The 13130-nt window shown below is 28.6% G+C and carries 10 protein-coding genes; 6 read left to right on the top strand and 4 right to left on the bottom strand.

The genetic code is table 11. The features are described 5' to 3' along the window. Nucleotides 1–713: leucine-rich repeat domain-containing protein (locus BUB01_RS07285; protein WP_143152467.1), on the top strand; the 713-nt coding region annotated here is incomplete at its 5' end. 377 nt (nucleotides 714–1090) lie between these two features. Next, nucleotides 1091–2833, top strand: coding sequence for a motility associated factor glycosyltransferase family protein (locus tag BUB01_RS07290; protein ID WP_084108499.1), 1743 nt, complete (start codon nucleotides 1091–1093; stop codon nucleotides 2831–2833). Nucleotides 2834–3024: 191 nt separating this feature from the next. Here BUB01_RS07290 and BUB01_RS23125 read toward each other — a convergent pair whose 3' ends face one another. From BUB01_RS23125 to BUB01_RS22710, 4 genes are all read right to left on the bottom strand, one after another. Next, nucleotides 3025–3201 carry a hypothetical protein gene (locus tag BUB01_RS23125; RefSeq protein ID WP_159433214.1) on the bottom strand — a complete coding sequence of 59 codons (177 nt, stop codon included), beginning with the start codon at nucleotides 3199–3201 and terminating at the stop codon, nucleotides 3025–3027. Nucleotides 3202–3354: 153 nt separating this feature from the next. Further along, nucleotides 3355–3570, bottom strand: a complete 216-nt coding sequence (locus tag BUB01_RS07295; RefSeq protein ID WP_072986049.1) for a hypothetical protein — start codon at nucleotides 3568–3570, stop codon at nucleotides 3355–3357. Nucleotides 3571–3631: 61 nt separating this feature from the next. Beyond that, nucleotides 3632–3796 carry a hypothetical protein gene (locus BUB01_RS23130; protein WP_159433215.1) on the bottom strand — a complete coding sequence of 55 codons (165 nt, stop codon included), beginning with the start codon at nucleotides 3794–3796 and terminating at the stop codon, nucleotides 3632–3634. A gap of 35 nt (nucleotides 3797–3831) precedes the next feature. Beyond that, the gene (locus BUB01_RS22710; RefSeq protein WP_084108502.1) at nucleotides 3832–6966 is read right to left on the bottom strand and encodes a PatA/PatG family cyanobactin maturation protease; all 3135 of its coding nucleotides are present in this window, start codon (nucleotides 6964–6966) and stop codon (nucleotides 3832–3834) included. Between the two features lie 273 nt (nucleotides 6967–7239). On the opposite strand from BUB01_RS22710, the gene BUB01_RS23135 reads away from it, so the two are divergent. The 4 genes from BUB01_RS23135 (at nucleotide 7240) to mngB (ending at nucleotide 13062) form a co-directional block, all read left to right on the top strand. After that, a complete protein-coding gene (locus BUB01_RS23135; RefSeq protein WP_159433216.1) occupies nucleotides 7240–7377 on the top strand; it encodes a hypothetical protein in 138 nt (45 codons plus the stop codon). A 177-nt stretch (nucleotides 7378–7554) separates the two neighbouring features. After that, complete coding sequence (locus BUB01_RS07310; protein WP_072986050.1) at nucleotides 7555–8301, top strand: MurR/RpiR family transcriptional regulator; 747 nt, start codon at nucleotides 7555–7557, stop codon at nucleotides 8299–8301. Nucleotides 8302–8422: 121 nt separating this feature from the next. Next, entirely contained in the window at nucleotides 8423–10324 is a 1902-nt protein-coding gene (gene mngA, locus BUB01_RS07315) for a PTS 2-O-a-mannosyl-D-glycerate transporter subunit IIABC (RefSeq protein ID WP_072986051.1), read from the top strand. 104 nt (nucleotides 10325–10428) lie between these two features. After that, on the top strand, nucleotides 10429–13062 hold the full coding sequence (gene mngB / locus BUB01_RS07320) for a mannosylglycerate hydrolase (protein ID WP_072986052.1): 2634 nt from the start codon (nucleotides 10429–10431) through the stop codon (nucleotides 13060–13062). Nucleotides 13063–13130 lie beyond the last annotated feature (68 nt).

Raw genomic sequence — 13130 nt, forward strand, 5'->3', positions numbered from 1 at the left:
AAGTAGATTCATCATATGTTACTCCAAATAGTGTACAGACTATAGAGCAAGCTTCATTTACAAGCAATGCAAGTTTACAAAGTGTTAAACTTGTAAATGGTATAACAAGCATTGGAAGTTCTGCATTTAGTGGATGTAGAGGATTAATGAGTATGGATATACCGAGCAGTGTAACAAATATAGGATATAGTGCATTCTTAGATTGTAACGGAATTTCAGAATATAAAGTATACAGTAAAGATGCTAAAGCCTTACTTATAAATAGTTACAGTGGAATAGATCCTTCTAAAATAAAAATATATAATGAAAATTTAAGTAATAAAGATTCAAGTAGCAATGAAACTTTAGTTAAGAATGTAGAAAATGTCATAGCATCCATAGAGGTAGGAAATGTAAGAGATAAAGAAACTATAATTACTCAACATAAAAATAGTGCAGAAATATTAGGTATAGATAAAAAAGTAGATTTGCAGTTTGTTGATGATAAAACAACATTTAATTCAAAGGAATGGATAGGATATCTAAAAGGGAGTGAAAATGTAATAGGAACTATAAATAGTGTTTGGAATGATGTAAATGGATCATGGTATGCTGAACATTCAGAGGAAATTTTAAAAATAAATTGGAATAAAGACAAGGAAGCATGGAACATTCGTGCTAAAGAGGAAATACATGATGGGCTAAAGATAATGATAAAAATGGGTATTATTTAAAAGGAAATGTAGGAATGGATTAAAGTGAAGATATTAATGTTTAGTATATAAACTATTATGTTATATGAAAATATAATTAGATATTAAAACATTCTATTTAGTTAGAACAATTTATAAAAAACCCAACAAAAATAGTTTTTTGTTGGGTTTAAAAATTCAATAGTATTATTTTAGTAAGAATTATATAAAATTTTTTGTTTTATATAATTTATGATACTTTAAAAATAAAAACTTCACTTATGCTTTATTATTGTAAACCTTAAGTAAGAAAGTTATCTTTTTCATATGATTTAGTCTCTGAAGGGGTGCAAAATTATCACAGTTTAATATTTAAGAAGTAGATGGATTTTACGAGAATTAATATAAGTGAGGAGTGAATGAAAATTATGGATTTTAGCGTTGAGATTAGTAAAGATGGATATAGAGTTCTTTTAATTAATGTAGATGGAAAGAAAAAATATTTGGGTAACAAATATAATCAAAAAAGAGAAATTGAGAAATTTATGGGTAAAATTAGCAATATGACTGAAAAAGATAATTACATAATTTTTGGTTTGTTTTTTGGAGAGCATATAGAAGAGTTATTAAAAGTAAGTAGTTTTAAAAGTCATATTTTAGTTGTAGAACATAATCAAGCCCTTATTGATTTTTGTAAAAAGGATAAACAAGTACAACAAATATTAAATGATTCGCGAGTAAGCTTGGCTTCAGATGAAAGTGATATAGAACAATTTTTTAATCAATATGTAAATGAAAATAATGTAGCTAACTTGAAAATAGAAGAATATTGTTCATATTATAATTTTTATAGGGAGTACGTAAATGATAAATATGAATTAATAAAAAAAGAAATTACAAGAATAACATTAAACAGAAATACAATATTAAAATCTTATGACATTATATTTGATAATTTTTTGAACAATCTTAAATATTTGGCGATGTCAACACCGGTCAATGAATTAAAAGATAAATATAAAGGAGTACCAGCAGTTATAGTATCAGCTGGACCTTCGCTTAGTAAAAATATTGATTATTTAAAGAAAGGTGGTAATAGATTAGTATTAAGCGGTGGAAGAACTTTAAGGACTTTAATTGAAAAAGAAATAGTTCCTAATTGTGTAGCCAGTGTAGATTTTTCAGAAGTTGCATTTAAATTAGTAGATGGATATTTAAATAAGTTTGATGTTCCATTGGTAATTTCAGATAATACTAATACTAAAATATTAGAAGAACATAATGGAAATAAGTTTTTCTTTTCAGCAAACGAATTTTTGAATAATATTTGGAAAACTGATATAAAAGAATTGTTTGGTGGTGGGTCTATTGCTCATACTTTAACATTACTTGCTATACATATGGGATGCAATCCAATTGTTTTTATAGGACAGGATTTAGCTTATACAGGAGATAGAGGACATGATATTTTAGCTGAAAATACATGGCAAAAACTTACCTTTGAGAATTTTTATAGAAATAATTCGGATATATATGTTGAAGATATAAATGGAAAGCCTGTAAGAACTAGTGTGCAGTTGAATGACTATAGACTTTCATTAGAGAAAATAATAAAGGAGAATCCTAATACAACATTTATTAATGCAACGGAGGGAGGCGCAAATATAAACGGAGCAACTAATAAATTATTTAAGGATGTTATACAAGGCTTTCAAGAAGGTTGTGTAGAACCATTTAACAGTAAATCCAATAATGTAGATAAGACTAATGAAGTTATAAGAAAGCTACAGGAAACTAATAAAAGCATTAAAGGATATATTGATTTATGCCAACAAGGAATTAAAATATCAAAAGCATGGAAAGTTAATTATAATACAAAGAATGTTATAAAATTGAGAGAATGTGAAGATAAATTAAGTAAATTAGATAAGAAATTTAATAGTAATCTAAAAAATGTAACTATTATTAATTCAATACTTATAAAGGTTTTATATGATATTGAAAATAATACACAATTTATTATAAATCCTTCAGATAGTTTAGAAGTCAAATTAAATAAGAAAATAGATAGTATATATGAGCTATATTCACAAATGAAAGGAGCATTTGAACTTTCTTATAAAAAAATTGATAACGCTGTTAATGATTTTAATAAAATATAAAATTTTTAATTAGGAATGAATAGATTATTGAATTTATAAAGTATTTAAAGCATTAGAGTTCGTGAAGATTAGTTTTTTTATTTATAAAATATATCAAAAATTTTTATTTATAATGCCAATTAAAGTAAAAGGCTGTATCAGGTTGAATAAAAATCTTCAATCTGATGCAGCCCATTCATTTTTAGAAATATTTAATATGCTTTAGAACAACATGTTTGACAAAGTCCACTATTGTCAGTATCGCGACCAAATTTGTTATCGCAGCATTGCCTACATGCGTCTAGAGTATTTGGAGATATAGCATTGCCTGAATAAAAAATGTTTAATTTATTTCTTAAAATTGCCTTTGCTTGAATTGGTTTTTTCATAATAGTTGCTCTCCTTAGTTTGATTAATCTTATAGTATATAAATAGAAAAAAGCTATTTACATTTAAGACTTTCAAAGATTTTAAAAACATAGACATTTTACAAGTCTTGAATAACTACTATAAGAGAATCATTTGAATATTAGAATTAAATATTAAAGAATAAATGGAAGAATACTTGGAATTATATCTGTAATAGGATTTACAATCGAAGAACAGGTATTTACACAATCTATTTTGTCTTGCCCACTTAAAAAAGCACAACCTAGACTACATAAAGGATTACTACCATTTGGAGCTATAGCACTTTCTGAATAAGAATTGCCTAATTTATTTCTTAAAATTGGCTTTGCTTGAATTGGTGTTTTCATAATAATCACCTCCTTTCATATTTTTATATGGATATGAAAAGGAACTAGTTATTTTATTAATCTAACAAAGCGATCTACATATAGCTTCTTGCATTGGTGAACCTGCATATTTTTTAGAACAAGCTTCTTCACATGAATTCAAGGCATTGGGTTTTATATTCTTATTACTAAAAAAACTATTTATTGAATTTCTTATAATGGATTTTGATTGAACAGGTAATTTCATAATATATACTTCCTTTCATATTTTATTTAAATTTATCAATTGTTATGACATGAGTACATTTCCCAATCACGAATAGTACCTATTGAAACAGGAACTATATCACTAACATCTACAGTGAATAGGAATACTTTACGTGCTTCTTCAAGTAGTTTTTTAGGTTTAAATAGAATTATTTTTACATCCCAACAATCAGAATTAGGACGGCAAATACTGCTACGTTCTACCTCTATAGTATCTAAAGCATATTGCCCAACTATATCAGGGTTATTAAAAATTTCCTTAACTTGAACTAAGTTTGTTCCTGTATAATTTAGTGCACGGTCACCAGAAGTTATTCCTAAATTTCTAAGTTGATAGTATACTCGTTTAAGGAATTTCTTTACATCATCTTCAAAACTGTATAGATATTTTTGTGATTCTGAATCGAGTTGAGCAGAGATAGTTTTAACTAAAGCATCGATAGACCAGTTACACATACCTCTTAATTCAGGTATAAGTATAGGAACTGTATAACCGTTTATTAAAGTTACATTATTTCCAGAAAGAACTCCAGGAATAGAACAAATAATACCTTCAAATACAGCAGTTGAATCCTCAAGAAATTCTCTTAAAAGATCATATACTTCACTATTAAAATGCACAGAAGGATGAATTGCATAAAGTGGACTAGATTCTTGACTTATAGTCCAAATAAGTGAGCTAGCATAAAAAGGATGTTGTTTAAGAAATTGTATCATGTGCTTAGGATTATAAGGATTTGGCTCCTTGATTACAGATGCCATAGCTTGAGTGAAGGAATCACGTCTAGCTTCATTAGGGAAATCATACCCTATATTTCCTAGTACATAAACAAATTGTGATTGAGTTGAATTTTTACAAGCATTGCATTCAGAGGGGGAAACTTCAACTGGCGCTGTTTTTTTAGTAATATTTGTATCGTTAGAGCTATTTTCAGATATTGGATTTGAATTTTGGTTATTATCTTCATGAGTCATAAATTTTCTACTTCCTTTCATTTCTAAAATATTAATATTTGAATTTATATTATTGTAACTGTTAACTTCTTCTGTAGATGTTTCTTTTTCTAAAATTTGTTTAAGAGTTTCTGAAATATTAATTTTACCAGCAAGACAGCGATTTGCTTCTGAAGCATCTCCAATTTTGCAAGATGATGCAGTAGATAAGAGAGCATCTCTTATAATTAGAGGATCTGGTGAAGTTCCATTTTTGATTTGGTTGCTTAATAAAAGAGCTATGCAACCTGTAACAATAGCAGTTGAAAAACTTGTGCCACTTTTGGATTTGGATTTATTATTTGGTATAGCTCCTAAAATATTTTCACCTGGGGCAAGAATCCCGTTAAATTGATAAGGATCACCCCAATTACTATATTCACTAGGCGAACCATATTCATCCATAGAACCAACAGATAATACTGAAGGAATACAAGCTGGCATATTCAGACATTTGCAACCATCATTACCAGCAGCAGCAACAATAAGAACTCCCTTTTCTTTACATAAATTAATTGCATTTCTCAAATAATTTTCTGGTTCAACATCAGAGACTAGTTCACCACCACTAATGTTGATAATATGAGCTCCTAATTCAACAGCTTTGGTAATAGCTGTAGCTAAACCTAATTGATTGCATTTTATAATATTTCCATTAGAATCATCTGAATATATTGGTAGTATAATACCTCTACAATTTGGTGCAATACCATTAATACCTCCAGATTGTTGTCCGAATATAATACTAGTAATATGGGTTCCGTGTTCTGTTGCTTCTCCTTTTACAGAATAGTTTATATTTTCTACATCCATATTTTTAAGATTAGCACCATTAAAACATGAATGAGACAAATCAACAGGTCCATCTAATATGGCTATACAAATGTTAGGATCACCCATTGTTTTAGATTGTAACAACTTTAATTGTTTGTAAAAATCTTCATAAGAATCGTTGTTATATTGGGTTTTACTTAAGGATAAATTTTCAGATGTTCCAATATAATAATTATTTTTTTCTGAAGGTATATTTTTAAATATTATTGACAACCTATTAATTACCTCATTAATATCTTCTTCAGTATTTTCTTTTGATACGCTAAAGCGTAAACTGGAGCATATTTCAGAATCTGTCAAGCCCATAGCCTTTAATACATGAGAATTTCCAATATGATTATTTGCACATGCGGAACCGTGAGATACATATATTTTATTATTGGAAAGTTGCTCAATAAGTTTTTTGCCAACAATTCCCGGAAATTGAATGCTTGAAGTGTTGCAAACCCTTGGTGCTTTATAAGAATTTATTATTGTAGTAGGCATAATTTTTAAAATCTTCTGTTCTAATAAATCTCTATTTTTTCTTATAACTGGTACAAATATATCCATCTTTTTAGAAATAATTTCACATGCCTTTCCTAATCCAACGATAGCAGGTAATGGTTCTGTTCCACTACGTTTTCCATTTTCCTGATTACCACCCAATATCAATGGACAAATTGTATTAATATCAGCTATATATAGAGCACCAGCTCCTTTGGGTGCATGTAGCTTATGTCCAGATATACTAATTGAATCTACATTTAGTTCATTAACATTAATAGGTATCTTTCCTATGGCTTGAACTGCATCACAATGAAATAATATATTATATTTTTTGGCTATCTTACCTATCTCCTTAATTGGGAATATAACTCCAGTTTCATTATTTACCAACATAAGTGAGATTAATGCTGTATTTTCATTAGTTTTGATTGCTTCTTCTACTTGATTTGGATAGATTAGACCATTTTTATCTACTGAAAGGTATGTGACTTTGTGTCCTTTTTCCTCCAATTGGTGAAAGACTTCTAAAACAGAAGAATGTTCAATTTGTGATGTTATAAAATGATGTTTTTGGGTTAGTTTTTGGGCAAGACCATTAATAGCAAGATTATTACTTTCAGTTCCTCCTGAAGTAAAAATAATATTTTTAGAATCACAGTTTATTAATGAAGCTACTCTACCTCTAGCGGTTTCTAGAGCTTTTTTGGCATTTTTACCAAACTCGTGAGAACTAGATGGATTTCCATAGTTGTCATTTAATAAAGGTAATAATTCTGTGGTTACTTCAGGATCTACATGTGTAGTTGCATTATTGTCTAAATAAATAGAATCCATTATTATCCACACATCCTTAAAAAAAAATGAAAAAAGCCGGATAATACAGTATATAAATTATCTCTAAATATGTTACAAATATTTGTGTGAGTTTTTTTATATTTGAATTAAATGAATTGTTAAAAGGATAAAATTAACATATTAGATATTAATGTTAAGACATATGAAACTATATGATGTATAAAAGTTCAGAGGTTATTTTTAAGCAAAATTAATATGTCAATAAATTTCATGAATCGGATTACAATATATAAGTTTTGTAGAGGAGTGTTTTTGATATATAATGTAATAACAAACTATAGTGGAAGAGAAAGGAAGGTTGTTTCCCTTAGAAAAACTAACAATGAAAATGTTAGTAAAGAGGAATCAAAAATCACCAATGATGTACACAATTTAAATATTCCAATTTGATATTTGTTACATTTTGTATTTAAATTAATTAGGTTATAGAATTACATTTGTATTTAACTTATAATATACTATGAAACTTAAAGGTAAAGTATAAAATGCTTTATAGATGAGAGCTTAAAGTATATATAATGAAAGTGGAAGTATTCTAAAATTAAAAAGTGATTAAAGAGGGATGGTATGAAGTTTAAAGAAAGAGTATTAATGTATGAAGATAAATTGAAAGATACAGATGACCAAATAGTGGAGTATATCAATAATAATACAGAAGAATTTTTGAATCAATCTATACAAAAAACAGCTGAAATACTTTTTACTGTTCCTAATACGATAGTTAGATTTTCAAAAAAATTAGGATATTTAAGTTTCTCAGATTTAAAACATTCACTAAGAGATGAAGAAAAAACAATATCTTCAAAAGAAAGTTTCACAGAGTTTACAATATTAAACAATATAAACAAAACCTTAGAATTAATTGATATAAACATAATTAATAAGGCTGCTAAGAAGATTTTAGAAAGCAAAAATACTTTTTGCATTGGGGCAGGAGATTCAATATATTTTTGTGAAATGTTTACTAAGAGTTTGAGATGTGTCGGAAAAAGGGCAGAATTTTTTCAACATAGACATGATATGATTTATAGTATGGAAAAGTGTGAAAGTAAGGATGTAATAATTGTAATAAGTGTAAGTGGTGAAACTAAGCAACTTATTGAAGCTGTAAATAAGGCAAAAGATAGGGGAGCTTATGTTATTGCATTGACACATCTATCTATAAATTCAATTTGTGAATTAGCTGATATTAATTTACATTATTGGGCGCCTAAAATAAGTATCAATAACTATAATGCTACAGATAGAGTAGGTATAGTGATAGTTACAAGATTATTAAGTGAAGCAGTATGGAATGAATTAAAGTGTGAATAAATACACAAAATAACATAATAAGATAAAAAATATGTGCACAAGTGAGAATATTTAAATGTTTTCACTTGTTTTTGTTATTATAAAATTGTAAACGATATTGATAAAGGATGAGGTGGTTTTAGTGAAATTAAATAATTTGACATCTCCAAATCTTATTTTAGTAGACAAAAGTTTTAAGAATAAGAAAGAAGCGATTGAATGCTTAATTGAACAGCTATGGAGTGAGGGGAAAATAACTTCTAAAGAGGAATTTTTAAAAGATGTAATGTATAGGGAGGAATTATCTCCAACTGGAATTGAATCAGGTCTTGCTATTCCGCATGGTAAATCAGAATCTGTAAAAGAAGCAACTTTTGCAGTAGCTTTATTAAATAATACTATAGATGATTGGGAAAGTGTTAGTGAAGATAATAAGGTAAAATTAATATTTCTTTTAGCAATACCAAAGGCAGAAGCAGGGTCAACTCATTTAGAACTTTTAGCGGAATTGATGAAGAGAATTTCAAATGAAAAATACAAGAAATTAATAGAAGAAAGTAAAACAGCACAGGAATTATACAATAATTTAGAAAATTATAAAGAAGAGACTCTAGAAAATATAGAATATACTAAAACAATTGTAGCAGTTACAGCATGTCCAGCAGGAATTGCACATACATATATGGCAGCAGAAGCTTTAGCTAACACTGGAAGAGAATTGGGTGTCAAAGTATTTGTTGAAAAACAAGGTGCTAATGGAATAGAAGATAGGCATACAAATGAACAACTTAAAAATGCTGATGCAGCTATATTTGCAGTAGACGTAGCAGTAAAAAATAAAGAGAGATATGATCATTTACCTATATATAAAACAAGGGTAGCAGCACCTATTAAAGATGCAAAAAGTATAATTATAAATGCACTTAAACAGGCTGAAACACACAAAAAGGGTGAATTTAAGCAAACAGGAAATGCACAAGAAGATAAAATAAATTTTGGACAAGAAATTAAAAAATCAATATTAACAGGTATTTCATATATAATTCCTATAATAGTTGCAGGAGGTATGGTAGCAGCTTTTGCAACATTGATAGCTCAAGGTTTTGGGTTGCAAAATGTATTTAATGCAGAGAATTCATGGTTATGGATGTATAGAAAACTTGGTAGCAATTTGCTTGGAACACTAATGGTTCCAGTATTATCAGCATACATGGCATATTCAATTTCAGACAAACCAGCGCTCGGACCTGGATTTGCAGCAGGTATAGCAGCAAATATGATTAATGGAGGGTTCTTAGCTGGTATGCTTGGAGGATTCTTAGCTGGATATACGATTAAATTGTTTAAAAAATATATTCCTGCGAAGGGTACATTAGGAGGATTTATTAGCTTTTGGGTATATCCAGTGTTTGGTACGATTATAGTTGGAACATTAATGTTCTTTGTATTGGGTAAACCTGTTGGAGCAGTGAATGCAGGATTAATATCATGGCTTGGGGGTATGGCTGGAACTAATGCATTATTACTTGGAGCAATCATAGGGGTAATGGTTTCGTTTGATCTCGGTGGGCCTGTAAATAAAGCAGCATATACTTTCTGTATAGGAGCAATGGCAAATGGTGTTATAATTCCATATGCAATATTTGCATCTGTCAAGATGGTATCAGCATTTGGAGTGACCTTTGCAACAATGCTATTTAAAAAGTATTTTAGCGAAGATGAACAAGAAGTTGGTAAGTCAACTTGGTTATTAGGGCTAGCAGGAATCACAGAAGGGGCAATTCCATTTATGGTTGCAGATCCACTAAGAGTTATTCCATCACTATGTGCAGGATCAGCAATAACAGGAGCACTTGTTGCTATGGTTGGCATAGGTTTAGATGTGCCAGGAGCTGGAATATTCTCATTATTTGTATTAAAGGGTGGAGCTTCAGGATTGGTTAAAACAGGAGTTTGGTTTGGAGCAGCTATGCTTGGAGCAGTAATTTCAGCAGCATTATTGGTTATAACTCGTAAAGCAAAATTAAATAAAGTGGCCAAATAAAGAACCTAAATTTAGATGAAGTTTTTATAATTTCATCTAAATTTTGAATATAGGATAAATAGATATATATGATATGTAGTAATAGAAAAGGTAAGAGGTGTTTTATGAAAAAGGTTCACGTAGTTCCACATATGCATTGGGATAGAGAATGGTACTTTACAACTGAAGAATCTAGAATTCTTTTGGTAAATAATATGGAAGAAATAATGATAATGTTAGAAGAAAATGATGATTATCCATATTATATTTTAGATGGACAAACGGCAATATTAGAAGATTATTTTGCAGTAAAGCCAGAAAATAAAGAGAGGGTCAAAGCACTTGTACAAAAAGGAAAGCTTATTATAGGTCCGTGGTATACTCAGACTGATGAAATGGTAGTTGGAGGTGAATCGATAGTAAGAAATCTTTTATATGGAATGAAAGATTGTGAGGAATTTGGCGAGCCAATGAGAATTGGATATCTACCAGATTCATTTGGACAATCTGCAAGAATGCCTCAAATATTAAATGGTTTTGATATTCATTATTCAATATTTTGGAGAGGTATTTCAGAGAGAGTTGGGACAGGTAAAACTGAATTTTATTGGAAAGATAAAAATGAGTTTAAGGTATTAACTCAATTATTTCCATTAGGGTATGCTATAGGTAAATATTTGCCTTTAGAGAAAGAAGCGTTAAAAGGAAGAATAGATAAATATTTTAGTATACTAGATAAAGGTGCTACAACAGAGAATATTATACTACCTAATGGTCATGATCAAATGCCAGTTCAAAAAAATATATTTGAAGTAATAAAAAAATTAAAAGAAATTTACCCAGAAAGAGAATTCTTTTTAAGTAACTATGAAAATGTATTTAAAGAGCTAGAAAAACAAGAAAATTTAGATGTGCTTGAAGGTGAATTCTTGGATGGTAAATATATGAGAGTTCATAGAAGTATTTTTTCAACTAGAATGGATATAAAAGCAGCTAATGTAAGGATTGAAAATAAGATAACTAATATATTAGAACCTTTAGCTTCAATAGCTTATAGTTTGGGATTTGAATATCATTCGGGATTAATTGAATTGATATGGAAAGAAATTATGAAAAATCATGCCCATGATTCAATAGGATGTTGCTGTTCAGATAAAGTTCATAAACAGATTATGGCAAGATTTGAATTAGCAGAAGACAAAGTAGATAATTTAATTAATTTTTATAAGAGAATAATTGTAGATGCAATGGATAAAGATATTGCTTTAGACAAGTTAACAGCATTTAATCTTTTACCGTATGAAAGGGAAGAAGTAATAAGAGGAGAAATAGTTACTAAATTTAAAAACTTCAAACTTGTTGATGAGAATGAAATTGAGAAAGAATTTGAGATACTAAAAACGGAAATAGTTGATGCTGGCTTAATTGATAGACAAATTGTTCATTATGAAAATTATGATCCATTTATTAGATATACAGTAGAGCTTAAAGACGTTATTCCATCAATGGGATACAAGACTTATTTAATAAAGGAAAGTGTAAATAATAGGGAAAGTTCAGAAGTTTCAGAAGTTTCAGAAGTTTCAGAAGTTTCAAAGGTTGAAACAGAATTCTATGATATTAATATAAATGAAAATGGAACACTAAATATTAAAGATAAAAAGAATAATATAGAATATAAAAATGTTATGTTACTTGAAGATGGATCAGATGATGGAGATGAATATGATTTTTCCCCACTAGAATATGATTTTTTAATTTATAGTGATAATGTCAAATGCAAAAGTATAATAAAAAAGAACACTTTAAGTACAGAAATAACTATTAAATATATTATGGATATTCCTAAGGATTTAGATAGTAGGAAAGCTAAAGTTATAGATTGTAAGATGCCTGTAGAAATTAATTTAACATTACATGAGAGTAATCCAATAATTGATGTTAATATGAGTATCATGAATTTAGCTAAAGATCATAGAGTGCGAGTATACATTCCAACAGGAATAGCATCTAAGGTATCCTTAAGTGATAATCAATTTGGTACTATAGAAAGAGCCGTTAGAGATTCAGCTATGGATGTGTGGGAGTGTGAAGGTTGGGATGAAAGACCAGATTCAATTTATCCGATGATGAGTTTTGTTGCATTAAGAGATGAAAGTAAAGGAGTAAGTATATTAACAAATAGTACAAGGGAATTTGAGGTTATAGGGCAAGTATATGATACTATGGCCATTACCTTATTTAGATCTGTAGGTCTTTTAGGAAAAGAAGAGCTGTTTAGGAGACCAGGTAGACCTTCAGGTATAAAACTTGAAACACCAGATTCTCAAATGATAGGTGAAATAAAACTTAATTTTGCATTGTACTATTTTAAAAATGATGATTCAATGAATAATCTAACAAAGGTAGCAAAAGAATATTTAACTCCAATAATAAGTTATAATAAAATGCCTCACAATGCTATGAAGCTTAATGAAGCTGATTTTGTTACTCCATATAAATATAGTCTTTTAAAGGAAAAGAATAATCAGATTACATTAAGTGCTTTAAAGAAGAGTGAAAAGAATAGTGGATTAATAGTAAGATTCTTTAATGGAACAGAAGAAAATAAAAAGGTAAGTTTTAGAGTAAATAAAAATATAAAAGATTGCTATATTACTAATTTGAATGAAAAGAGAACTAAGAACAGCTTTTATGATAATAAAATAGAATTAGATATAAATAAGAACGTAGTAAAGAATGTATATATAGAATTTTAAAGTCTAAGTTATATTGGAAAAAGTATGTAAGTGAATAGTAAAAGGAGGTGATCTCAAAATATAATTAA

The sequence above is a fragment of the Clostridium cavendishii DSM 21758 genome, assembly GCF_900141845.1.
GTDB classification, from domain to species: domain Bacteria; phylum Bacillota; class Clostridia; order Clostridiales; family Clostridiaceae; genus Clostridium_AG; species Clostridium_AG cavendishii.

Coding starts and splice junctions, on each gene's coding strand:
- BUB01_RS07290 (WP_084108499.1), top strand. CDS start 1,091: ATGAAAATTATGGATTTTAGCGTTGAGATTAGTAAAGATGGATATAGA.
- BUB01_RS23125 (WP_159433214.1), bottom strand. CDS start 3,201: ATGAAAAAACCAATTCAAGCAAAGGCAATTTTAAGAAATAAATTAAAC.
- mngB (WP_072986052.1), top strand. CDS start 10,429: ATGAAAAAGGTTCACGTAGTTCCACATATGCATTGGGATAGAGAATGG.
- BUB01_RS23130 (WP_159433215.1), bottom strand. CDS start 3,796: ATGAAATTACCTGTTCAATCAAAATCCATTATAAGAAATTCAATAAAT.
- BUB01_RS07310 (WP_072986050.1), top strand. CDS start 7,555: ATGAAGTTTAAAGAAAGAGTATTAATGTATGAAGATAAATTGAAAGAT.
- BUB01_RS22710 (WP_084108502.1), bottom strand. CDS start 6,966: ATGGATTCTATTTATTTAGACAATAATGCAACTACACATGTAGATCCT.
- BUB01_RS07295 (WP_072986049.1), bottom strand. CDS start 3,570: ATGAAAACACCAATTCAAGCAAAGCCAATTTTAAGAAATAAATTAGGC.